The sequence below is a fragment of the Streptomyces dryopteridis genome (assembly GCF_049606955.1).
Classification (GTDB): domain Bacteria; phylum Actinomycetota; class Actinomycetes; order Streptomycetales; family Streptomycetaceae; genus Streptomyces.
Genome location: NZ_CP187113.1, coordinates 1,256,678 through 1,280,446, shown reverse-complemented (window position 1 = coordinate 1,280,446; position 23,769 = coordinate 1,256,678). Strand labels below are relative to the sequence as shown.

17 protein-coding genes, 1 rRNA gene and 1 pseudogene are annotated in these 23,769 nt (G+C 71.7%); 15 read left to right on the top strand and 4 right to left on the bottom strand.

All coding sequences use genetic code 11. From position 1 onward, the window contains the following. The first annotated feature begins 127 nt into the window (after positions 1-127). The 6 genes from infB (at position 128) to ACN20G_RS04980 (ending at position 8,873) form a co-directional block, all read left to right on the top strand. Positions 128-3,250 carry a translation initiation factor IF-2 gene (gene infB / locus ACN20G_RS05005; protein WP_424211502.1) on the top strand — a complete coding sequence of 1,041 codons (3,123 nt, stop codon included), beginning with the start codon at positions 128-130 and terminating at the stop codon, positions 3,248-3,250. A 230-nt stretch (positions 3,251-3,480) separates the two neighbouring features. Next, on the top strand, positions 3,481-3,774 hold the full coding sequence (locus tag ACN20G_RS05000; RefSeq protein WP_424211501.1) for a DUF503 domain-containing protein: 294 nt from the start codon (positions 3,481-3,483) through the stop codon (positions 3,772-3,774). A gap of 77 nt (positions 3,775-3,851) precedes the next feature. Next, positions 3,852-4,325: a 30S ribosome-binding factor RbfA gene (rbfA, locus tag ACN20G_RS04995; protein ID WP_424211500.1), complete on the top strand. Its 474-nt coding sequence runs from the start codon at positions 3,852-3,854 to the stop codon at positions 4,323-4,325. Then, positions 4,325-5,230, top strand: coding sequence for a tRNA pseudouridine(55) synthase TruB (gene truB / locus ACN20G_RS04990; protein WP_424211499.1), 906 nt, complete (start codon positions 4,325-4,327; stop codon positions 5,228-5,230). Before rbfA ends, truB begins: the two co-directional genes overlap by 1 nt. A 303-nt stretch (positions 5,231-5,533) precedes the next feature. Continuing rightward, positions 5,534-7,870 carry a hypothetical protein gene (locus ACN20G_RS04985; RefSeq protein ID WP_424211498.1) on the top strand — a complete coding sequence of 779 codons (2,337 nt, stop codon included), beginning with the start codon at positions 5,534-5,536 and terminating at the stop codon, positions 7,868-7,870. 49 nt (positions 7,871-7,919) lie between these two features. Next, positions 7,920-8,873, top strand: coding sequence for a bifunctional riboflavin kinase/FAD synthetase (locus tag ACN20G_RS04980; protein ID WP_424211497.1), 954 nt, complete (start codon positions 7,920-7,922; stop codon positions 8,871-8,873). Positions 8,874-8,960: 87 nt separating this feature from the next. On the opposite strand, the pseudogene ACN20G_RS04975 reads toward ACN20G_RS04980, so the two are convergent. Beyond that, positions 8,961-9,932 (bottom strand): annotated as a pseudogene (locus tag ACN20G_RS04975) (MinD/ParA family ATP-binding protein); the annotation flags it as partial. Positions 9,933-10,517: 585 nt separating this feature from the next. Then, positions 10,518-10,826 (bottom strand): DUF397 domain-containing protein, encoded by a 309-nt coding sequence (locus ACN20G_RS04970; RefSeq protein ID WP_424211496.1) that lies wholly within the window; start codon positions 10,824-10,826, stop codon positions 10,518-10,520. A 314-nt stretch (positions 10,827-11,140) separates the two neighbouring features. On the opposite strand from ACN20G_RS04970, the gene rpsO reads away from it, so the two are divergent. From rpsO to ACN20G_RS04945, 5 genes are all read left to right on the top strand, one after another. Next, complete coding sequence (rpsO, locus tag ACN20G_RS04965; RefSeq protein ID WP_424211495.1) at positions 11,141-11,428, top strand: 30S ribosomal protein S15; 288 nt, start codon at positions 11,141-11,143, stop codon at positions 11,426-11,428. Between the two features lie 319 nt (positions 11,429-11,747). Further along, positions 11,748-13,964: a polyribonucleotide nucleotidyltransferase gene (locus ACN20G_RS04960; protein WP_424215373.1), complete on the top strand. Its 2,217-nt coding sequence runs from the start codon at positions 11,748-11,750 to the stop codon at positions 13,962-13,964. Next, positions 13,961-15,340 carry a M16 family metallopeptidase gene (locus ACN20G_RS04955; RefSeq protein WP_424211494.1) on the top strand — a complete coding sequence of 460 codons (1,380 nt, stop codon included), beginning with the start codon at positions 13,961-13,963 and terminating at the stop codon, positions 15,338-15,340. The genes ACN20G_RS04960 and ACN20G_RS04955 overlap by 4 nt, the downstream gene beginning before the upstream one ends. Positions 15,341-15,452: 112 nt before the next feature. Then, a complete protein-coding gene (gene dapB, locus ACN20G_RS04950; RefSeq protein WP_424211493.1) occupies positions 15,453-16,205 on the top strand; it encodes a 4-hydroxy-tetrahydrodipicolinate reductase in 753 nt (250 codons plus the stop codon). A 22-nt stretch (positions 16,206-16,227) separates the two neighbouring features. Next, positions 16,228-16,689: a hypothetical protein gene (locus ACN20G_RS04945; protein WP_424211492.1), complete on the top strand. Its 462-nt coding sequence runs from the start codon at positions 16,228-16,230 to the stop codon at positions 16,687-16,689. An 85-nt stretch (positions 16,690-16,774) separates the two neighbouring features. Here the strand turns inward: ACN20G_RS04945 and ACN20G_RS04940 are convergent, their stop codons facing one another. Together ACN20G_RS04940 and ACN20G_RS04935 are read right to left on the bottom strand one after the other, a co-directional pair. Further along, positions 16,775-17,326: a PH domain-containing protein gene (locus ACN20G_RS04940; protein WP_424211491.1), complete on the bottom strand. Its 552-nt coding sequence runs from the start codon at positions 17,324-17,326 to the stop codon at positions 16,775-16,777. Positions 17,327-17,402: 76 nt separating this feature from the next. Beyond that, a complete protein-coding gene (locus tag ACN20G_RS04935; RefSeq protein WP_424211490.1) occupies positions 17,403-17,642 on the bottom strand; it encodes a hypothetical protein in 240 nt (79 codons plus the stop codon). A 302-nt stretch (positions 17,643-17,944) separates the two neighbouring features. On the opposite strand from ACN20G_RS04935, the gene thyX reads away from it, so the two are divergent. The 4 genes from thyX to ACN20G_RS04915 all read left to right on the top strand — a co-directional run bounded on the left by thyX (position 17,945) and on the right by ACN20G_RS04915 (position 23,722). Next, complete coding sequence (gene thyX / locus ACN20G_RS04930; protein WP_424211489.1) at positions 17,945-18,685, top strand: FAD-dependent thymidylate synthase; 741 nt, start codon at positions 17,945-17,947, stop codon at positions 18,683-18,685. 162 nt (positions 18,686-18,847) lie between these two features. Further along, on the top strand, positions 18,848-19,747 hold the full coding sequence (dapA, locus tag ACN20G_RS04925; protein ID WP_424211488.1) for a 4-hydroxy-tetrahydrodipicolinate synthase: 900 nt from the start codon (positions 18,848-18,850) through the stop codon (positions 19,745-19,747). Between the two features lie 109 nt (positions 19,748-19,856). Further along, a complete protein-coding gene (locus ACN20G_RS04920) occupies positions 19,857-21,542 on the top strand; it encodes a ribonuclease J (protein WP_424211487.1) in 1,686 nt (561 codons plus the stop codon). Positions 21,543-22,198: 656 nt separating this feature from the next. Beyond that, positions 22,199-23,722: ribosomal RNA gene (locus ACN20G_RS04915) — 16S ribosomal RNA — on the top strand. Positions 23,723-23,769 lie beyond the last annotated feature (47 nt).

Sequence of the window (23,769 nt, the reverse complement as noted above, 5' to 3'; positions counted from 1 at the left end):
TCCGTGCGGTCAGGTACCTCGCGAGTTGGAAGTAGGTCGAGATTGCGATGAGCACTCGATGAGTACGCGATGAGTACGCCCATGAAGTAGCGACGGTCCGGCGTAACCCGGACCTCAAAGGAGCGAAGTGGCTAAGGTCCGGGTATACGAACTCGCCAAGGAGTTCGGAGTCGAGAGCAAGGTCGTCATGGCCAAGCTCCAAGAACTCGGTGAATTCGTCCGTTCGGCGTCCTCGACGATCGAGGCGCCGGTTGTACGCAAGTTGACTGACGCTTTGCAGGGTCCCGGCTCCGCCGGCAAGACCGCTGCCAAGCCCGGTGCGCCCCGCAAGACGGCGCCCTCCCCCGCGAAGCCCGCCGCGCCCTCCCCGGCCGCCGCGGCTCGCCCCGCCGCCCCCAAGCCCGGTGCCCCGGCCCCCAAGCCGGCCACGCCCGCGGCCCCCGTGGCGAGCGCCCCCGCGGCCCCCGTGACCCCGGCCGGTTCCGGCCCGCGTCCCGGCCCGCGTCCGGCGCCGAAGCCCGCTCCGGCGGCTCCGGCTCCGGTCGTCCCCGAGTTCACCGCGCCGCCGGCGGCCCCCGCCGCCTCGTCGCGTCCGGCTCCGGGTCCCCGTCCGGCCGCGCAGCAGCGCCCCGAGCGTTCCGAGCGCCCCGCGCCCGGCGCCGGTCAGTCCGGCCCCCGTCCCGGCGGTTCCCGTCCGGCTCCCGGCCAGGGCGCCGGCGGTCAGGCCCCGCGTCCGGCCGGTCAGGCCCCCCGTCCCGGTGGTGCCCGTCCCGCGGGTCCCCGTCCGGGCAACAACCCCTTCACCTCCGGTGGTTCCACCGGCATGGCCCGCCCGCAGGCTCCGCGCCCGCAGGGTGCCCCCCGTCCCGGTGCCCCCGGCGCCGGTCAGGGTGGCGGCCCGCGTCCGCAGGGCGCCGGCGGCGGTCCCCGTCCGCAGGGCGGCCCCGGCCAGGGCGGTCCCCGTCCCTCGCCGGCCGGCATGCCGCGTCCGCAGGGCGGGCCGCGTCCCGGTCCCGCCGCGGGCGGCAACCGTCCGAACCCCGGCATGATGCCGCAGCGTCCGGCCGCGGGCCCCCGTCCCGGCCCCGGTGCCGGCGGTCGTGGTCCCGGTGGCGGCGCGGGTCGTCCCGGCGGCGGCGCCGGTCGTCCCGGTGGCGGCTTCGCCGGTCGTCCGGCCGGTCCGGGCTCGCGTCCGGCCGGTGGCGGCTTCGGCGGCCCGCGTCCGGGTGGCGGCGGCTTCGGCGGCGGCCCGGGTGCCGGCGCCGGTGGCGGCGGTCGTCCCGGTTTCGCCGGGCGTCCCGGCGGCCCCGGTGGCCGCGGTGGCACGCAGGGTGCCTTCGGTCGTCCGGGCGGTCCCGCCCGGCGCGGTCGCAAGTCCAAGCGCCAGCGTCGTCAGGAATACGAGGCCATGCAGGCCCCGTCCGTGGGCGGCGTGATGCTGCCGCGCGGTGGCGGCGAGACCATCCGTCTCTCCCGCGGTGCCTCCCTCACCGACTTCGCCGAGAAGATCGGCGCCAACCCGGCGTCGCTCGTCGCGGTGATGATGAACCTCGGCGAGATGGTCACGGCCACCCAGTCGGTCTCTGACGCGACCCTGGAGCTGCTCGGCACGGAGATGAACTACGTCGTCCAGATCGTCAGCCCCGAGGAGGAGGACCGCGAGCTGCTCGAGTCCTTCGACCTGGAGTTCGGCGAGGACGAGGGCGGCGAGGAGTACCTCGTCGCGCGTCCGCCGGTCGTGACCGTCATGGGTCACGTCGACCACGGCAAGACCCGACTCCTCGACGCGATCCGCAAGACCAACGTGGTCGCGGGCGAGGCCGGCGGCATCACCCAGGCCATCGGCGCGTACCAGGTCTCCACCGAGGTCAACGGTGAGGACCGCAAGATCACCTTCATCGACACCCCCGGTCACGAGGCGTTCACCGCCATGCGTGCCCGCGGTGCGAAGTCCACCGACATCGCGATCCTCGTGGTCGCGGCCAACGACGGTGTGATGCCGCAGACGATCGAGGCGCTCAACCACGCCAAGGCCGCGGACGTTCCGATCGTGGTCGCGGTCAACAAGATCGACGTCGAGGGCGCCGACCCGGTCAAGGTGCGCGGTCAGCTGACCGAGTACGGCCTGGTGGCCGAGGAGTACGGCGGCGACACCATGTTCGTCGACATCTCCGCCAAGCAGGGTCTGCACATCGACTCCCTGCTGGAGGCCGTGGTCCTCACCGCCGACGCCTCGCTCGACCTGCGGGCCAACCCGGAGCAGGACGCGCAGGGCATCGCGATCGAGTCCCACCTCGACCGCGGTCGCGGCGCCGTCTCCACGGTCCTGGTGCAGCGCGGTACCCTCCGCATCGGTGACACGGTCGTCGTCGGCGACGCCTACGGCCGCGTCCGCGCCATGCTCGACGACAAGGGCAACAACATCGAGGAAGCGGGTCCGTCGACCCCCATCCTGGTGCTGGGTCTCACCAACGTCCCGGGCGCCGGCGACAACCTCCTCGTCGTCGACGAGGACCGCACGGCCCGTCAGATCGCCGAGAAGCGGGCGGCGCGCGAGCGCAACGCCAACTTCGCCAAGCGCACCCGTCGCGTGTCCCTCGAGGACCTCGACAAGGTGCTCAAGGCCGGTCTGGTCCAGGAACTCAACCTCATCATCAAGGGCGACGCGTCCGGTGCGGTCGAGGCCCTGGAGTCCTCCCTGCTCCAGCTCGACGTCGGCGAGGAAGTGGACATCCGCATCCTGCACCGCGGCGTCGGTGCGGTCACGGAGTCCGACATCTCGCTCGCGATGGGCTCCGACGCCATCGTCATCGGCTACAACGTCCGCGCCGCGGGCCGCGCGGCGCAGATGGCGGAGCGCGAAGGCGTGGACGTCCGGTACTACTCGGTGATCTACCAGGCCATCGAGGAGATCGAGGCGGCCCTGAAGGGTCTGCTCAAGCCGGAGTACGAGGAGGTCGAGCTCGGCACCGCGGAGATCCGCGAGGTCTTCCGCTCGTCCAAGCTCGGCAACATCGCCGGTGTCCTGGTCCGCTCGGGCGAGGTCAAGCGCAACACCAAGGCGCGCCTGCTGCGCGATGGCAAGGTCATCGCGGAGAGCCTCACCATCTCGGGCCTGCGCCGCTTCAAGGACGACGTCACCGAGATCCGCGAAGGCTTCGAGGGCGGTATCAACCTCGGCAGCTTCAACGACATCAAGATCGACGACGTCATCGCCACCTACGAGATGCGCGAGAAGCCGCGCGGCTGACCAGCCGGGCTTGCCCTCGCACCCGGAACCCCGGGCCACGCCGCGACCCTCACCGGTCGGGGCGCGGCCTGGGGCCCGGGAAGCACGGGACCGTGACGTGACCGGGGCCGGTCGACGGGGAGAAATATCCGTCGATCGGCCCCGGCCGTTGCGTGTACGGTTTCGATGTCCCTGACGGGCGGCTGCCCCTCAGGTCGTCGAACCCGAACCGGCGGGACATCCGGCACCACATGTACGTGGGGACCCTGTCCTTCGATCTGCTCCTCGGTGACGTCCACTCGCTGAAGGAGAAACGCTCCCTCGTCCGGCCCATCGTCGCCGAGCTCCAACGCAAGTTCTCCGTGAGCGCGGCGGAGGTGGGCGACCAGGACCTGCACCGGCGCGCCCGTATCGGGGTCGCGCTGGTCAGCGGGGACGCGGGATTCGTGTCGGACGTGCTCGACCGCTGTGAACGGCTGGTCGCGGCCCGTCCGGAAGTGGAACTGCTGTCGGTGCGCCGGCGGTATCACGGGGATGAAGACTGAGGTGTCACCCCCGGGCGCGTCCGCGCGCCCGGACGACGACACGCACGCAGGAAAGCAACATGTAAGGAGACGGACCAGTGGCCGACAACGCGCGGGCGAAGAAGCTGGCGGACCTCATCCGCGAGGTGGTCGCCGAGAAGCTCCAGCGGGGGATCAAGGACCCCCGACTGGGCACTCACGTGACCATCACCGACGCCCGGGTCACCGGCGACCTCCGGGAGGCCACGGTCTTCTACACGGTCTACGGCGACGACGAGGACCGGGCCGGCGTCGCCGCGGGCCTGGAGAGCGCCAAGGGCATGCTCCGCTCGGCCGTCGGCCGGGTCGCGGGCACCAAGTTCACCCCCACCCTGACCTTCGTGGCGGACGCCCTCCCGGACACCGCCAAGACCATCGAGGACCTCCTCGACAAGGCCAGGCTCTCCGACGCGGCGGCCCGCCAGGCCGCCGCCGGTGCCGCCTACGCGGCCGGTGCCGACCCGTACAAGAAGCCCGCGGACGAGGACTCCGACGCGGGGGAGACCGCCGAGGACGAGGGCAAGCGCGCCTGATGACCACGCAGCCCCCGACGCCGGACGGCCTGGTCATCGTCGACAAGCCGTCCGGCTTCACCTCGCACGACGTGGTCGCCAAGATGCGCGGGATCGCCAGGACCCGCCGCGTGGGCCACGCCGGCACCCTCGACCCCATGGCCACGGGCGTGCTCGTCCTCGGCGTCGAGAAGGCCACCAAGCTCCTGGGACACCTCGCGCTCACCGAGAAGGAGTACCTGGGCACCATCCGGCTCGGCCAGGACACCCTCACGGACGACGCGGAGGGCGAGATCACCACCTCCACCGACGCCTCGGCCGTGACCCGCGAGGCCGTGGAGGCCGGGGTGGCCAAGCTGACCGGCGAGATCATGCAGGTCCCGTCCAAGGTCAGCGCCATCAAGATCAAGGGCGTGCGCTCCTACAAGCGCGCCCGTGACGGCGAGGAGTTCGAGATCCCGGCCCGTCCGGTCACGATCTTCTCCTTCACGGTCTACGACGTGCGCCCGGCCACCGCAGAGGACGGCACCCCCGTCGTCGACGTGGTCTGCTCGGTGGTCTGCTCCAGCGGCACCTACATCCGGGCCCTGGCCCGCGACCTCGGCGCCGACCTCGGCGTCGGCGGCCACCTCACCGCCCTGCGCCGGACCCGGGTCGGCCCGTACAAGATCGACCGGGCCCGCACCCTGGACCAGCTCCAGGAGGAGCTGACCGTCATGCCCATCGGCGAGGCCGCCGCCGCCGCGTTCCCGCGCTGGGAACTCGACGGACGCCGCGCCGGGCTGCTGGTCAACGGGGTCCGGCTGGAGATGCCGGACGAGTACGCCGACCGGGGTCCGGTCGCCGTGTACGACCCGAGCGGGCGACTGCTCGGCCTGGTGGAGAGCCAGAAGGGCAAGGCCAAATCGCTGGCCGTGTTCGTCTAGCCGCTTCGTCCGGCCGTTTCGTCCCGCGGAGTTTCGCGGTGCGTCGGGGTCCGGTCCCGGGAGGTTCACGGGGTCGGGCCCCGACGCGTGTCCGGGGTCCCGGGCCGGTCTTGACGTGGAGCGGTGAGCGCGTGACCTCCGCCGCTCACCGCTCCACGACTCCCCTCCGCCCCTGGTCCTGTCCACCCGAACGGCCCAACTCACCCGTCCGGGCGGGCGCGCGGAGTGACTGGGGGAGCGCAAGGGGGCGCGTTCGCCTCGGGAGGCTTTCCGCCCGATCTTCGCCGACCTACGGTTCGGACCATGGAACGCGCGGCGCACCCGGTGGTCATCCTCGACGAGGCCGGGCGGGTCCGGGGCAGCGGCTTCGTCGCCGACGGCCACGGCACCGTGCTCACCGCCGCCTCCGTCGTCGCCGGCGCCGCCACCGCCCGGGTCCGCCTCGACGGCCGTGAACTCACCGGCCCCGTCGAGACCTGCGGCCCCCTCGCCGTCGTCCACTGCGGCCTGCCCACCCTCCCGCGTCCCGTCGCCGCCCCCGAGACCCCCACCGCCCCCGGCGCCTACGTCCGCCTCTGGGCCGCCGGCCCCCGCCAGGCCCGGATCCTGGCCGCCGGCCCCGACGCCGGTCTCACCCTCGCCCTCGGCACCGACGGCACCGACGCCCTGCGCACCGCCGCCGAGACCCCCGGCGGCCCCGTCTGGGACCCGAGCACCACCGCCGTCCTCGGCGTGCTCCTCGCCCCCGACCCCACCGGCCCGGCCCGCGCCGCGGACCTGCGCGCCCACGTCCTGGCCGCCCCGCACGGACCCGTCGCCGCCGCCCTGGCCCGCGCCGCCCACCGCCCCGGCCCGATCCCCGACGCCGCCGAGGCCAGCACCCTGGCCGCCCTCACCACCGCCCCCGCCGCCCTGCCCGCCGTGCACGTCCAACGCCCCGACCTGCGGGCCGAGTTCGGGCCCGGACAGCGGGTCCTGAGCTGCGTGGGCCGGCCCGGCAGCGGCCGCAGCACCCTCCTCGCCGCACTCGCCCGCACCCGCACCGACGCCGGACTGCCCACGCTCTGGCTGCGCGGCGCCGAGATCGACCCCACCGACCGCGACCTCGACGCCGCCCTCGACCGGATCCTGGCCCGCGCCGCCCGACATGCCGACCTCCCCGTCCACGACACGCCCGGCGTCACCACCGCCCTGCGGGCCGCCGGCCGGGAACCGTGGATCCTCCTCGACGGCCCCGAGGAGATGCCCCCGGCCGTCGTCGACCGCCTCCCCGCCTTCCTCGCCGCCACCACCGCCCGACTCCTCGCCCACGGCGCCCGCCTCGTCCTCGCCACCTGCCCCGAGTTCCACGAACAGGCCGCCCCCCACCTCCCCGCCCCCCTCCGCGCCCCCGACCTCACCGTCGGCCCCCTCGGCCACCCCCAGGCCCACGAACTGCGCACCCGCCTCGGCCTGCCCGCCGACTCCCTCCCACCCGCCGATCGCCGCCACCCCCTCGCCCTGCGCGCCCGCGCCGAGATCGCCGCCGCCGGCGCCCCCCTCGGCGCCCCCACCCGCCCCGAGCTGTACGCCGCCCACCTCGCGCTCGGCTGCCTGCGCGCAGCCGGCCGGATCGCCGCCCACACCGGCCGCGAGCACCCCCGCGAACTCACCCGCGAGGCCCTCCGAATCGAGGGCGCCCTGCACGAGGCGGCCCGCCGCTGCCTGACCCACGGCGCCCTGCGCCGCGCCGACTTCGAGGAACTCCTGCCCTGGCGCACCGGCCGCGCCGCCGCCGTCCTCGCCGAGGGCCTCCTCGTCCCCGCCGGCCCCGACTACCGCTTCGCCGACGAGGAGTGCGCCGACTGGCTCCAGGCCCGCCACCTCGACCTGCCCGCCGCCCTGCGCGCCCTCCTCGTCGACCCCGGACTCGGCCCCGTCCCCCCGCACCGCGTCGGACCCGTCGCCGCCGCCCTCCTCACCCTGACCCCCACCGCGCTCACCCCCTGGCTCCGGTTGTGCGGGCAGGCCCTCGACGCCCCCGACGCCCGCCGCTGGTGGGCCCACCGCCTGCTCACCGGCACCCTCACCGCCCTCCCCGACGCCCGCCCCCACCTCCCCCTGCTCACCGCCCTCGCCGCCGCACACCCCGACGGCCCCCTCACCCCCGCCTTCTGGCGCGAGCTCCCCCTCCCCGACCCCGGCCTCCCCGACGAACTCGCCGACACCCTCGCCACGACCCCCGGAACCGCCGCCGCCCACCTCCTCGACCGCCTCGCCGACGCCCACGACGTGCACCGCTGGGCCCACGACCCCCGACCCGAACACCGCGCCCACGCCGCCGCCCGGGCCCCCGCCGTCGCCGCCCGCGCCCGCCCCGAGGACCGGCCCCTGCTGCGCGCCGCCGCCCACGCCCTCCTCGCCCACGCCCGGTCCCCGCACCCCGCCGCCCTCGCGGTCCTGCTGCACGACCCGGGCACCCGACCTGACGTTCTCACCGGCCTCGAAGCCCCCGACGCCCCTCCCGCCGACCCCCTCGTACGCGCCGCCCTGGCCGCCGTCCTGCCCGGCTTGTCCGAACCCGAGGCCGGCCGGGTCCGCGCCCTGCTCGCCCCCGTGCCCACCGATGCGGGCGCCCGCACCGGGACATGGCACCCTTAGAGCTGCAAGAACACCCCTGCAACACGACATCGGGCGAGGAGCGGTCACAGTGCAGCGCTGGCGCGGCTTGGAGGAGATCCCCCAGGACTGGGGGCGCAGCGTCGTCACCATCGGCTCCTACGACGGCGTCCACCGGGGACACCAGATCATCATCGGGCGCACGGTGGCCCGCGCCCGCGAACTGGGCGTGCCCTCCGTGGTCGTCACCTTCGACCCGCACCCCAGCGAGGTCGTCCGGCCCGGCAGCCACCCGCCGCTGCTGGCCCCGCACGGCCGACGGGCCGAGCTGATGGCCGAACTCGGCGTGGACGCCGTGCTCGTCCTGCCCTTCACGGCCGGGTTCTCCCAGCTGTCGCCGGCGGAGTTCATCGTCAAGGTGCTGGTGGACCGGCTGCACGCGCGGGCCGTCATCGAGGGCCCCAACTTCCGCTTCGGCCACCGCGCCGCCGGCGACGTGGCCCTCCTCGCCGAACTCGGCACCGACCACGGCTACGAGGTCGAGGTCGTCGACCTGGTCGTGCGCGGCGAGGCCGGCGGCGGCGAGCCCTTCTCCTCCACCCTCGTGCGCCGACTGGTCGCCGAGGGCGACGTGACCGGCGCCGCCGAGATCCTCGGCCGCCCGCACCGGGTCGAGGGCACCGTGGTGCGCGGCGCCCAGCGCGGCCGCGAGCTGGGCTACCCCACCGCCAACGTCGAGACCCTGCCGCACACCGCGATCCCCGCCGACGGCGTGTACGCGGGCTGGCTGACGGCCGACGGCGAGCGGATGCCCGCCGCGATCTCGGTCGGCACCAACCTCCAGTTCGACGCCACCGAGCGGACCGTCGAGGCGTACGCCATCGACCGCGTCGGCCTCGACCTGTACGGCATGCACGTCACCGTCGACTTCCTGGCCTACGTGCGCGGCATGGCCCGCTTCGAGTCCCTCGACGGCCTCCTCGACGCCATCGCCGACGACGTCAAGCAGGCCCGCGCCCTCACCGACGGCCACGACCGCGTCTGACCCCCCGCCCCGCGCCGCCCCCACCCGGGCGCGGCGCGGAGCGGCCCGGGCCCCGGCCCCGGGCGGGCCTCAGGGCCGGTCGCCCGCGAAGCCCTCCGCCACCAGCGCCGCCAGCTCCAGGTACGCCGCCCGCGTGCGCGGCCGCAGCCGCTCCGGCTCCACCTCGGCGCCCGTCGCCAGGTGTGGATCGAAGGGCACGACGACCACCCCTGCGCACCGGCTCTCGAAGTGCCGCACGATGTCGTCCACCCGGATCAGCCGGGAATCGCTCTCCCGCACCCCCGAGATCACCGTCAGCGCCCGCCGCGCCGGCTCCGCCCGCCCGTTGGCCGCCAACCAGTCCAGGGTGGTCGCCGCGCTCGCCGCCCCGTCCACCGACGGGGTCGTCACCACGATCAACCGGTCCGCGAGGTCCAGCACCGCCCGCATCGCCGAGTGCAGCAGCCCGGTGCCCGAGTCGGTCAGCACGATCGGGTACTGCCGGCCCACGGTGTCGATCGCCAACCGGTAGTCCGCCTCGTCGAAGGCCGTGGACAGCGCCGGGTCCAGATCGCCCGCGACCACCTCCAGACCGCTCGACGACCGCGAGGTGAACGGGCGGACGTCCATGTACGAGCGCAGCCCCGGCGCCGCCCGCACCAGATCGCGCACGGTCGCCCCGCTCTCCCGCCGCACCCGCCGCCCCAGCGTCCCGGCGTCCGGGTTCGCGTCCAGGGCCAGCACCCGGTCCCGGCGCTCCGCCGCCAGCGTCGCCCCCAGGGCCAGGGTGGTCGTGGTCTTCCCCACCCCGCCCTTCAGGCTGATCACCGCGATCCGGTGACAGGTCCACAGCGGCGTCCCGATCAGCTCCCGCCGACGCCGGGCGGCGGCGCCCCGGGCCCGCCACGGCAACCACGCGGCCGGCCCGCCCGGCCGGCGCACCAACCGCCGCGCCGACAACTCCGGCTCCACCCCGTACCCGGCCCCGGACACCGGCCCCGACCCAGCACCCGACCCGAACACCGGCACCGGCGTCGGCACCGGCCCGGGTGAGACCGGCCGCGCCCCGCCGGCGGGCGTCGGCCAGGCACCCGGCCCGGGGGAGGGCACGGCCCGCGGCGTCCACAACCCGTACCCGGCCGGCCGGGGGTCGGGACGCACCTCGTCCCCCGCCTCCACCTCCAGCCCCGACCACTCCTCGGGCGCCACGATCCCGTCCCCCGAACCCACCCGTTCGGCGCAATCCCCCGACCCCGCCCCAGGCCCCCCACCGGCCGCCGGAGCCGGCAGGAACACCCCGCCCCGGGGCAGCGGCGGCAGCCCGTCCGGCACCGGCACCCGCGCGTACCAGGGCGCCGCCCCGGGATCCGGGGCCGGCCCCCACCAGGCCCCGTCCCGCGCCCCGCGCCCGTCCCCCACCTGCGCGATCACCGGATCCGGGGCCGCCCGCGCGACCCCGCCCGCATCCGCCGCGTCCCCGTACCCGCCCGTGTCCCGCTCCATCCGGCCTCCGTGCCGCCGACCCCGTGCGACCGGGCGCGCCCCTCGCGCCGCCCGCCGCCACCGCCGCCCGACCCGGCGCGCGGCGGCGCCACCCTACTGCCGCACGGCACGGAAAACGGGGCGGCCGGCGCCGCGCGCCGACCGCCCCGTCGTCGTCCCGTCTCACTCCGCCGTGCGGTGCCGGTCCAGGTCGAACTCGCCGTCCCGCGCGCCCAGCACGAAGGCCCGCCACTCGGCCTCCGTGTACCGCAGCACCGTGTCCGGGTCCAGCGAGGAACGCATCGCCACCGCCCCGTCGGGCAGCCGCGCGATCTCCACCCGCTCCTCGTCGTTCTCGGTGCCCGGCGCCCCCGACCACTCCACGTCGGAGATGTCCAGGGCGTACAGCTCGTCCTTCACCCGTTCCCGAGCGGCGGCCCGCTCCTCGTCCGACTCCTCCACGGCCTGCACGGCCTCACTCGCGTCGCTCATCGGCGGGTCCCTCCCGGGTGGTGCGGATCACTCGAACAACCTTCGCGGCATCGTACGCAGCACGCCCCGGCCCGCGCAGCCGTACTCCGCACCGCCCCCGGCACGGGTGACCCCGGCCCCCCTCCCTCTCGATATTCGAGACACCCCCACCCGGCGTACTGGTACGCTGTGTGACGGCCGTCTGTGTACGCGCTTTCCGGACACCTCCGGAGCCCGCGCCCGACGGACCTTGCCGCCTCCCGAGTTTCGGAAGATCCCCAGAGATTGAGACCTGGGGCACTCGGTGGCCCCGAAGACATCACTGAGGAGTGCACGTGTCGCTCGACACCGCCACGAAGAAGCAGATCATCGCCGAGTTCGGCACCAAGGAGGGCGACACCGGCTCCCCCGAGGTCCAGGTCGCCATGCTGTCCCGCCGCATCTCGGACCTGACCGAGCACCTCAAGACCCACAAGCACGACCACCACTCCCGTCGTGGTCTGCTGATCCTGGTCGGCCAGCGTCGCCGTCTGCTGCAGTACCTGGCCAAGAAGGACATCCAGCGCTTCCGTACGCTGGTCGAGCGCCTCGGCATCCGCCGCGGTGCCGCCGGCGCCAAGTAAGACGTCAGTGAAGGGAGCGGTTCCCACATCGAGGGGGCCGCTCCCTTCGCCGTACGTGCGGGACTCACCGGACCCTTTGTAGTCTGGTACGTGCGCGCCCCGCACGCCGCGGCCTCTGCCGCACGCGCGCGCACAACCGAAGAAGGGGGAAGCGCCCTCCCTACGCCGCCGGTCCTCGGTAGTGGCACCCGGAACGCCCGCACGGGCACGCACCCGGATGCTTCGATCGAAGACCGGCCCGCACGCAAGGCGCGCTTCTCCTGACCGTCCGCCGCCACACGGGTGCCGGACGGAGACGACGAAAATGGAGAAAACGCTAGTGGAGAACGAGACCCACTACGCCGAGGCCGTCATTGACAACGGCGCTTTCGGCACCCGCACCATCCGCTTCGAGACGGGCCGGCTCGCCCGTCAGGCCGCCGGCTCCGCCGTGGCCTACCTGGACGACGACACCATGGTCCTCTCCGCGACCACCGCGTCCAAGAAGCCCAAGGACCAGCTCGACTTCTTCCCCCTCACGGTGGACGTCGAAGAGCGCCAGTACGCCGCCGGCAAGATCCCCGGCTCCTTCTTCCGTCGCGAGGGCCGGCCCTCCGAGGACGCGATCCTCACCTGCCGCCTGATCGACCGCCCGCTGCGCCCCTCCTTCAAGAAGGGCCTGCGCAACGAGATCCAGGTCGTCGCCACCATCATGGCGCTCAACCCGGACCACCTCTACGACGTCATCGCGATCAACGCCGCGTCCGCGTCCACCCAGCTCGCCGGCCTGCCCTTCTCCGGCCCGATCGGCGGCGTCCGCGTCGCGCTGATCCGCGGCCAGTGGGTGGCGTTCCCGACCCACACCGAGCTCGAGGACGCCGTCTTCGACATGGTCGTCGCCGGTCGCGTCCTGGAGGACGGCGACGTCGCGATCATGATGGTCGAGGCCGAGGCCACCGACAAGACCATCGCGCTCGTCAAGGGCGGCGCCGAGGCGCCCACCGAGGAGATCGTGGCCGCCGGCCTCGACGCCGCGAAGCCCTTCATCAAGGTCCTGTGCAAGGCCCAGGCCGACCTCGCCGCCAAGGCCGCCAAGCCCACCGGCGAGTTCCCCGTCTTCCTGGAGTACCAGGACGACGTGTACGCCGCGCTGGCCGACGCCGTCCGCGGCGAGCTGGCCCAGGCCCTCACCATCGCGGGCAAGCAGGACCGCGAGGCCGAGCTGGACCGCGTCAAGGAGATCGCCGCCGAGAAGCTCCTCCCGGCCTTCGAGGGCCGCGAGAAGGAGATCTCCGCCGCCTACCGCTCCCTGACCAAGGCCCTGGTGCGCGAGCGCGTCATCAAGGACAAGGTCCGCATCGACGGCCGCGGCGTCACCGACATCCGCACCCTGGCCGCCGAGGTCGAGGCCATCCCGCGCGTGCACGGCTCCGCCCTGTTCGAGCGTGGCGAGACCCAGATCCTGGGCATCACCACCCTCAACATGCTCCGCATGGAGCAGCAGCTCGACACCCTCTCCCCGGTGACGCGCAAGCGCTACATGCACAACTACAACTTCCCGCCGTACTCCGTCGGCGAGACCGGCCGCGTGGGCTCGCCCAAGCGCCGCGAGATCGGCCACGGCGCCCTCGCCGAGCGCGCCATCGTGCCCGTCCTGCCGACCCGCGAGGAATTCCCCTACGCGATCCGTCAGGTCTCCGAGGCCCTCGGCTCCAACGGCTCCACCTCCATGGGCTCCGTCTGCGCCTCCACCATGTCCCTGCTGAACGCCGGTGTGCCCCTCAAGGCCCCCGTCGCCGGCATCGCCATGGGCCTGATCTCCCAGGAGATCGACGGCAAGACCCACTACGTCGCCCTCACCGACATCCTCGGTGCGGAGGACGCGTTCGGCGACATGGACTTCAAGGTCGCCGGCACCAAGGAGTTCGTCACCGCGCTCCAGCTCGACACCAAGCTCGACGGCATCCCGGCCTCCGTCCTGGCCGCCGCCCTCAAGCAGGCCCGTGACGCCCGCCTCCACATCCTCGACGTGATGATGGAAGCGATCGACACCCCGGACGAGATGTCCCCCAACGCCCCGCGGATCATCACCGTCAAGATCCCCGTGGACAAGATCGGCGAGGTCATCGGCCCCAAGGGCAAGATGATCAACCAGATCCAGGAGGACACCGGCGCCGAGATCACGATCGAGGACGACGGCACCATCTACATCGGTGCCGCCGACGGCCCGGCCGCCGAGGCCGCCCGCGCCACGATCAACGGCATCGCCAACCCGACCATGCCGGAGGTCGGCGAGCGCTACCTGGGCACGGTCGTCAAGACCACCACCTTCGGTGCCTTCGTCTCCCTGCTCCCGGGCAAGGACGGCCTGCTGCACATCTCGCAGATCCGCAAGCTCGCCGGCGGCAAGCGCGTCGAGAACGTCGAGGACGTCCTCGCCGTGGGCTCCAAGGTGCAGGTCGAGATCGCCGAGATCGACCAGCGCGGCAAGCTCTCCCTGATCCCCGTGATCGAGGGCGAGGACGCCGAGGCCGAGAAGGACGACGCGACCTCGTGACCTCGCGCAGTGCCCGAGTGACGGCCCGCCCCTCCACCGAGGGGCGGGCCGTCGCCCGTACCCAAACCCTGCTCAAGGGCGAGAACGGCATCGGCACCGTCCGACGCACCGTCCTCCCCGGCGGCCTGCGCGTCGTCACCGAGACGCTCCCCTCCGTCCGCTCCGCCACCTTCGGCATCTGGGCCCACGTCGGATCCCGCGACGAGACCCCCACGCTGAACGGGGCCACCCACTACCTCGAACACCTCCTCTTCAAGGGCACCGCCAAGCGCACCGCCCTCGACATCTCCGCCGCCCTGGACGCGGTCGGCGGCGAGATGAACGCCTTCACGGCGAAGGAGTACACCTGCTACTACGCCCGCGTCCTCGACACCGACCTGCCGCTGGCCATCGACGTGGTCTGCGACATGCTCACCGGCTCCCTCATCGAGGAACGCGACGTCGACGCCGAACGCGGCGTCATCCTCGAAGAGATCGCCATGACCGAGGACGACCCGGGCGACATGGTCCACGACCTGTTCGCGCAGACCATGTACGGGGACACCCCCCTGGGCCGCCCCGTCCTCGGCACCGTCGACACGATCAACGCCCTCACCCGGGACCAGATCGCCCGCTTCTACCGCAAGCACTACGACCCCCGCCACCTCGTCGTCGCCGCCGCCGGCAACGTCGACCACGCCAAGGTCGTCCGCCAGGTCCGCGCCGCCTTCGAACGCGCCGGCGCCCTGAACCACCCCGACGCCGTCCCCGTGGCCCCCCGCACCGGACACAAGCGGATCCGCACCGCCGGCCGCGTCGAACTGGTCAACCGCAAGACCGAACAGGCCCACGTCGTCCTCGGCATGCCCGGCCTGCCCCGCACCGACGAACGCCGCTGGGCCCTGAGCGTCCTCAACACCGCCCTCGGCGGCGGCATGTCCTCCCGCCTCTTCCAAGAGGTCCGGGAGAAGCGCGGACTGGCCTACAGCGTGTACTCCTACACCTCGGGCTTCGCCGACACCGGCCTCTTCGGCGTCTACGCCGGCTGCCGCCCCGGCCAGGTCCACGACGTACTGCGGATCTGCCGCGACGAACTCGACAAGGTCGCCGCCGAGGGCCTCACCGACGACGAGATCCGCCGCGCCGTCGGCCAGCTCTCCGGCTCCACCGTCCTCGGCCTGGAGGACACCGGCGCCCTCATGAACCGCATCGGCAAGAGCGAACTGTGCTGGGGCACCCAGATGTCCGTCGACGACCTCCTCGCCCGGATCGCCTCGGTGACCCCGGACGAGGTCCGCGAGGTCGCACGCGATGTACTGACCGCGCGCCCCTCGCTCGCGGTGATCGGCCCGCTCAAGGAGAAGCAGGCCGCCCGCCTCGACGAGGCAGTCGCCTGAGCCGGCGCGCGCACGTCGCGGCGGGCGGGCCGTCGACCCCGCACCCCGCGGGGCCGACGGCTCGCCCGACCGCCGCGACACCGAACCACAAGTGGAAGCGAAGGAAGCACGCATGAGCAGCAAGCTGCGGGTCGCGGTTCTCGGTGCCCAGGGCCGCATCGGCTCCGAGGCCGTCAAGGCCGTCCGGGCCGCCGAGGACATGGAACTGGTCGCCGCCCTCGACCGCGACGACAAGCTCGACGCCCTCGTCGACGCCGGCGCCCAGGTCGTCGTCGAGCTCACCACCCCCGCCTCCGTCATGGGGAACCTCGACTTCTGCGTCCGCCACGGCATCCACGCCGTCGTCGGCACCACCGGCTGGACCGACGAGCGCCTCGACACCCTGCGCACCGCGCTGGCCGCCTCCCCGGGCACCGGCGTCCTGGTCGCCCCCAACTTCTCCATCGGCGCCGTCCTCACCATGACCTTCGCCGCCCAGGCCGCCCGCTTCTTCGAATCGGTCGAGGTCATCGAGCTGCACCACCCCAACAAGGTGGACGCCCCCTCCGGCACCGCCGCCCGCACCGCCCAGCTCATCGCCGCCGCCCGCGCGGAGGCCGGCTGCGCCCCGCAGCCCGACGCCACCGAGACCGCCCTCGACGGGGCCCGCGGCGCCCTCGTGGACGGCGTCCCCGTGCACTCCGTGCGCGCCCGCGGCCTCCTCGCCCACCAGGAGGTCCTGCTCGGCGGCGTCGGCGAGACCCTCACCATCCGCCACGACTCCCTGCACCACTCCGGCTTCATGCCCGGCATCCTGCTCGGTGTGCGTCGCGTCACCACCACCCCCGGTCTGACCCACGGTCTGGAAAACTTCCTCGACCTGTAAAGACCCCAGCGAAAGCCCCGGCATGCGCGCCAAGATCACCTACCTCGTCACCGCCGCCGCCCTGGTCCTGTACTTCCTCCTGGTCGGCAGCCGTGGCGTGGCCCTGCTCCGGCACGGCACGGCCCTCACGATCGCCTTCGGGCTCGCCGTCCTCGTCCTGCCCTTCATCGGCGTCTGGTTCCTCTGGGCCAACACCCGCTTCGTGCTCCGCGCGGGCGCCCTGGCCGCCGAACTGGAGGCCGCCGGAGAACTCCCGCCGGACGAACTCGAACGCGACCAGTACGGCCGGATCACGCGCGAATCCGCGGACCGGGTCTTCGCCGCCCGCAAGGCCGACACCGAGGCCGCCCCGGGCGACTGGCGCCGCTGGTTCGCCCTGGCCACCGCCTACCACGACGCCCGCGACACCCCCAGGGCCCGCAAGGCCATGCAACGCGCCATCGCCCTGCACCGGGCCGAGCACGCCCGCGGCGCCGCCGGCTGACCGCCGAGGGCCCCGCGTACACGAGGGCGGCCCGGATCCGATCGGATCCGGGCCGCCCTCGTGCGTTCGCGTCCCCGCTCGGGACTCAGGCCGCGACCGGCCCGTACTCCCGCGCCCAGGCTTCCACCACGCCCGCGGCCCGGTCGAAGGCGTCACCGCGCGAGAGGAAGTCGGCGTTGTGGTCGGTCAGCAGCACCGGCACCGCCGCGCCGCCCGCCCGCGTCACCGTCAGGGCCTGGCCCTGCACCCGACGCGGCAGCCCGAGCCACCGCACCGGCTGCTGCACGGTCCGCACGTCCACGACCTGCTCCCAGCCCATCCGACGGGTCCGGAAGAACGTCACCCGCCGCAGCCCGGCCCGGCTGACCCAGATCCCGGTGCGCAGCAGCCGCAGCGCGGCCCCCAGCACCAGCAGGGCCGCGCCCAGGCACACGCCCGCGCCGACCCACGCGCCGACGAAGGCCACGATCATCGTCGCGAGCAGCATGAACGAGGAGAGCAGCAGCATCAGGGCCGCCGTCCCCACCCGCCACGGGCCGGGCCGGTAGGGCCGGCGCCAGCGGTCGTGGTCCTCGTGGGGCAGGGCTTCGTCGAGCTCCGCGGAGCTGTCGTCCGCGGACAGGAAGGGCAGGGGCACGGTGGTTCCTCGGGCTCTGGTGCGTGTCGGTCGTGTGTGGGGCGCGGACCGATCGAGCCGGTCGGGACGCACCGCGTCAACGGCCCTGGGACGCCTCTGGCTGGTGCGCCTTCTCGGGCGTCTTCGCGGGCTGCAGGGCGGGGACGCCGAACAGCAGCGAGCCGACCAGACCCGCCACGACGGTCAGTCCGACCAGACTACGTGTGGCGATCTGACCGAAGCTCGGACGCTCCCGTGGCGGAGGAGTGACGTTACTGCGGAATCGATCTGCCTCGGCGACGAAGGCGAAGGGAACGGGCTCGCGCCGGCGGAACATAAAGGGACACTCCTCACGGTTCAGGCCTGGAGGGCCGGGGGCGGCAGGGGGGTGGGTGTGCGCTGTCACAAAGTAGGACGTACGACCGGCCCGTTTGGTGCCGTCCTCCGGGTACTTCCCCCGAAATTCCGAGGGAATCCGTCCGGAGGTCCCGACGGAGGGCGGACCCTCCGTCAGGTCCCCTTCCCCCGGCCGCCGTCGCGCTCGAAACACCGGCGGACGGGTGACGGGGTGGCCGGGCCGCCCCGCCCGGCGCCGTAAAGTGGACGGGCCCCCCTCCCCCCGTTCGCCGGAAGGATCTCGTGACCGAGACCGCAACCCCCGACCCGAAGCCGACCTTCCGCAGCGACGTCACGGTCGAGCTGGTGAAGCACGCCGCCGCCGACTCCGACGTCCTGTGGGCCGCCCGGGTCTCCACCGCCGGAGAGCAGTCCCTGGACGAGCTGTCCAAGGACCCCGAGCGCTCCAAGGGCCTCATCAACTACCTGATGCGGGATCGGCACGGCAGCCCCTTCGAGCACAACTCGATGACCTTCTTCATCAGCGCCCCGATCTTCGTCTTCCGCGAGTTCATGCGGCACCGCGTCGGGTGGTCCTACAACGAGGAATCGGGTCGCTACCGGGAGCTTCAGCCGGTCTTCTACGTCCCCGGCACCGACCGCAAGCTGGTCCAGGAGGGTCGTCCGGGCAAGTACGTGTTCGTCGAGGGCACCGAGGCCCAGGCCGACCTGACCGCCCGCGCCATGGAGGACTCCTACCGCCAGGCGTACGAGGCGTACCAGGAGATGCTGGCCGCCGGCGTGGCCCGCGAGGTCGCCCGTTCGGTCCTGCCCGTCGGACTGTTCTCGTCGATGTACGCGACCTGCAACGCGCGCTCGCTCATGCACTTCCTGGGCCTGCGCACGCAGCACGAGCTGGCCGCCGTGCCCTCGTTCCCGCAGCGCGAGATCGAGATGGTGGGCGAGCGGATGGAGGCCCACTGGGCCCGGCTGATGCCGCTCACGTACGCGGCGTTCAACGCCAACGGACGGGTCGCGCCGTAGAAGACCGAAGTGTCCGTATTGCGGCGTTTCGTGAAGTTCATCTAGGCTGATCAAACGGACCCGGCACTGCTTGAACCCCCGAGCAGGCAGTGCCGGGCTCCAGCACCCCGGCACGCCCCCCGAGGCGTCCGACCGAGCGTGGCAGCGAGTAGCGTGTTACCCATGGCTCCGATCTCGACTCCGCAGACCCCCTTCGGGCGGGTCCTCACCGCCATGATCACGCCGTTTACGGCGGACGGCGCACTCGACCTCGACGGCGCGCAGCGGCTCGCCGTCCACCTGGTGGACGCAGGCAACGACGGCCTGATCGTCAACGGCACCACCGGCGAGTCCCCGACCACCACCGACGCGGAGAAAAACGACCTCGTACGAGCCGTACTCGAAGCCGTCGGAGACCGCGCCCACGTGGTCGCCGGCATCGGGACCAACGACACCCGCCACACCCTGGAGCTGGCCAAGGAAGCCGAGCGCGTCGGCGCCCACGGCCTGCTCGCCGTCACCCCGTACTACAACAAGCCCCCGCAGGAGGGCCTGTACCGTCACTTCACGGCGATCGCCGACGCCACCGAGCTGCCGGTGATGCTGTACGACATCCCGGGCCGCAGCGGCGTCCCGATCAACACCGAGACCCTGGTCCGACTCGCCGAGCACCCGCGGATCGTGGCCAACAAGGACGCCAAGGGCGACCTGGGCCGGGCCAGCTGGGCCATCGCCCAGTCCGGTCTCGCCTGGTACTCGGGTGACGACATGCTGAACCTTCCGTTGCTGTCCGTGGGAGCCTGCGGTTTCGTCTCCGTGGTCGGCCACGTGGTCACCCCGGAGCTGCGGGCCCTGCTGGAGGCGCACCTCTCCGGCGACGTCCGCAAGGCCACGGAGATCCACCAGAAGCTGCTGCCCGTGTTCACCGGAATGTTCCGCACCCAGGGCGTCATCACCACCAAGGGCGCCCTCGCCCTCCAGGGGCTCCCGGCCGGCCCGCTGCGCCTGCCCCTGGTCGAGCTGACCGCCGAAGAGACCGCCCAGCTGCGGGTCGATCTCGCCGCCGGTGGGGTACAGCTCTGACATCGAGCCTTCACAACTGAACAAGCAGGACCGACAACCGCACATGCACGAATGTCACACGCGCCACGTGCCACAAGGGGTACGTGGCGTGTGTGGTGAGGAGAGTCTTTTGAGTCATCCGCACCCTGAACTCGGCCCGCCGCCGAAGCTCCCCAAGGGCGCCCTGCGCGTCACCCCCTTGGGCGGTCTCGGCGAGATCGGCCGCAACATGACCGTCTTCGAGTTCGACGGCCGTCTGCTGATCGTCGACTGCGGCGTGCTCTTCCCCGAGGAGGAGCAGCCGGGCATCGACCTGATCCTTCCGGACTTCACGTCCATCCGTGACCGCCTCGACCAGATCGAGGGCATCGTGCTCACGCACGGTCACGAGGACCACATCGGAGCGGTCCCGTACCTGCTCCGCGAGAAGCCGGACATCCCGCTCATCGGCTCCAAGCTGACCCTCGCGCTGATCGAGGCGAAGCTCCAGGAGCACCGGATCCGCCCCTACACCCTGGAGGTGAAGGAGGGGGAGCGCGAGCGCCTCGGTCCCTTCGACTGCGAGTTCATCGCCGTCAACCACTCCATCCCGGACGCCCTGGCCGTCGCCATCCGCACCCCCGCGGGCATGGTCGTCGCCACCGGTGACTTCAAGATGGACCAGTTGCCGATGGACAACCGGCTCACGGACCTGCACGCGTTCGCGCGCCTCAGCGAGGAGGGCATCGACCTCCTGCTGTCGGACTCGACGAACGCCGAGGTCCCGGGCTTCGTCCCGCCGGAGCGCGACATCTCCAACGTGATCCGCGGCGTGTTCGCGGGCGCGCAGAAGCGGATCATCGTGGCCTCGTTCGCGAGCCACGTGCACCGCATCCAGCAGGTCTTGGACGCCGCGCACGAGTACGGCCGTCGGGTCGCGTTCGTGGGCCGCTCCATGGTCCGAAACATGGGCATCGCCCGTGACCTGGGCTACCTGCGGGTCCCGGCCGGCCTGATCGTGGACGTCCGCTCGCTGGACGACCTGCCGGACGAGGAAGTGGTGCTGGTCTGCACCGGTTCGCAGGGCGAGCCGATGGCCGCGCTGTCGCGCATGGCCAACCGCGACCACCAGATCCGGATCGTCCCCGGCGACACCGTGATCCTGGCGTCCTCGCTGATCCCCGGCAACGAGAACGCGGTGTACCGCGTGATCAACGGCCTGACCCGCTGGGGCGCGAACGTCGTCCACAAGGGCAACGCGAAGGTGCACGTCTCGGGCCACGCCTCGGCCGGCGAGCTGCTGTACTTCTACAACATCTGCCGCCCGAAGAACCTGATGCCGGTGCACGGCGAATGGCGCCACCTGCGGGCCAACGCCGAGCTCGGCGCGATGACGGGTGTCCCCAAGGACCACATCGTCATCGCCGAGGACGGCGTGGTCGTCGACCTCATCGACGGCAAGGCCCGCATCTCGGGCAAGGTCCAGGCCGGGTACGTGTACGTGGACGGCCTCTCGGTCGGCGACGTCACGGAGGCATCGCTCAAGGACCGCCGGATCCTCGGCGACGAGGGCATCATCTCGGTGTTCGTCGTGGTCGACAGCAGCACCGGCAAGATGGTCAGCGGCCCGAACGTCAACGCCCGCGGTTCGGGCATCGAGGACTCCGCGTTCGCCGGGGTGCTCCCGAAGATCGAGGAGGCCATCGCCCGTGCGGCGGCCGACGGGGTCGCCGAGCCGCACCAGCTCCAGCAGCTGATCCGCCGCATCGTCGGCAAGTGGGTCTCGGACAGCTACCGCCGCCGCCCGATGATCCTTCCGGTCGTGGTCGAGGTCTGACCGACCGAGCCGGCCCCGAGCCGACTCGACACGAACGACCGAGCGGGGCCCCGGATTTGCGTCCGGGGCCCCGCTCCAGTACGTTTACTCACCCACCCCCCGTACGGACTCGGCGCAGAGATGCGTCCGACGGTTCGTCATGGGTCGGTTGTGGGAATTCCGGATCGGCCAGGGAAACCTGATAGTGTCCGGACGCCTCGAAAGAGGAAACAAGCCCTTCCGACGGGCATTGGAATTCGATTCCGAACCGGAAACGGTGCGGAAAGGATCTGATAGAGTCGGAGCCGCCGGAAAGGAAATCGCGAAAGCGAGGAACTGGAAAGCGCCGAGGAAATCGGGCCGGAAACGGTGTGATAGAGTCGGAAACGCAAGAACGAAAAACAAGAGCAAGAACGAAGGAAGCGCCCGGAGGGCCCGGAAACGGGAACGAAGGAAGCGTCCGCACCTTGAGAACTCAACAGCGTGCCAAAAATCAACGCCAGATATGTTGATACCCCGTCTCTTCGGAGACGAGGTTCCTTTGAAAAGTCCTCGGACGATCCTCTTCGGATCGTGTGAGGCAACCACACAGCGAGGACGCTGTGAACGAGTCGACCACATTCCGGTCCATGACTCGTTCCGCTCAACGCGAGTGGGCACCGGATTACCGGTAAACATTCACGGAGAGTTTGATCCTGGCTCAGGACGAACGCTGGCGGCGTGCTTAACACATGCAAGTCGAACGATGAAGCCCTTCGGGGTGGATTAGTGGCGAACGGGTGAGTAACACGTGGGCAATCTGCCCTTCACTCTGGGACAAGCCCTGGAAACGGGGTCTAATACCGGATACGACTCGGGAAGGCATCTTCTCGGGTGGAAAGCTCCGGCGGTGAAGGATGAGCCCGCGGCCTATCAGCTTGTTGGTGGGGTGATGGCCTACCAAGGCGACGACGGGTAGCCGGCCTGAGAGGGCGACCGGCCACACTGGGACTGAGACACGGCCCAGACTCCTACGGGAGGCAGCAGTGGGGAATATTGCACAATGGGCGAAAGCCTGATGCAGCGACGCCGCGTGAGGGATGACGGCCTTCGGGTTGTAAACCTCTTTCAGCAGGGAAGAAGCGAAAGTGACGGTACCTGCAGAAGAAGCGCCGGCTAACTACGTGCCAGCAGCCGCGGTAATACGTAGGGCGCAAGCGTTGTCCGGAATTATTGGGCGTAAAGAGCTCGTAGGCGGCTTGTTACGTCGGATGTGAAAGCCCGGGGCTTAACCCCGGGTCTGCATTCGATACGGGCAGGCTAGAGTTCGGTAGGGGAGATCGGAATTCCTGGTGTAGCGGTGAAATGCGCAGATATCAGGAGGAACACCGGTGGCGAAGGCGGATCTCTGGGCCGATACTGACGCTGAGGAGCGAAAGCGTGGGGAGCGAACAGGATTAGATACCCTGGTAGTCCACGCCGTAAACGTTGGGAACTAGGTGTGGGCGACATTCCACGTCGTCCGTGCCGCAGCTAACGCATTAAGTTCCCCGCCTGGGGAGTACGGCCGCAAGGCTAAAACTCAAAGGAATTGACGGGGGCCCGCACAAGCGGCGGAGCATGTGGCTTAATTCGACGCAACGCGAAGAACCTTACCAAGGCTTGACATATACCGGAAACGGCCAGAGATGGTCGCCCCCTTGTGGTCGGTATACAGGTGGTGCATGGCTGTCGTCAGCTCGTGTCGTGAGATGTTGGGTTAAGTCCCGCAACGAGCGCAACCCTTGTCCTGTGTTGCCAGCATGCCCTTCGGGGTGATGGGGACTCACAGGAGACCGCCGGGGTCAACTCGGAGGAAGGTGGGGACGACGTCAAGTCATCATGCCCCTTATGTCTTGGGCTGCACACGTGCTACAATGGCCGGTACAATGAGCTGCGATACCGTGAGGTGGAGCGAATCTCAAAAAGCCGGTCTCAGTTCGGATTGGGGTCTGCAACTCGACCCCATGAAGTCGGAGTCGCTAGTAATCGCAGATCAGCATTGCTGCGGTGAATACGTTCCCGGGCCTTGTACACACCGCCCGTCACGTCACGAAAGTCGGTAACACCCGAAGCCGGTGGCCCAACCCTTGTGGAGGGAGCTGTCGAAGGTGGGACTGGCGATTGGGACGAAGTCGTAACAAGGTAGCCGTACCGGAAGGTGCGGCTGGATCACCTCCTTTCTAAGGAGCACAGTACCGATTGCAGGCGAATGTTCTGCACGGTCAGC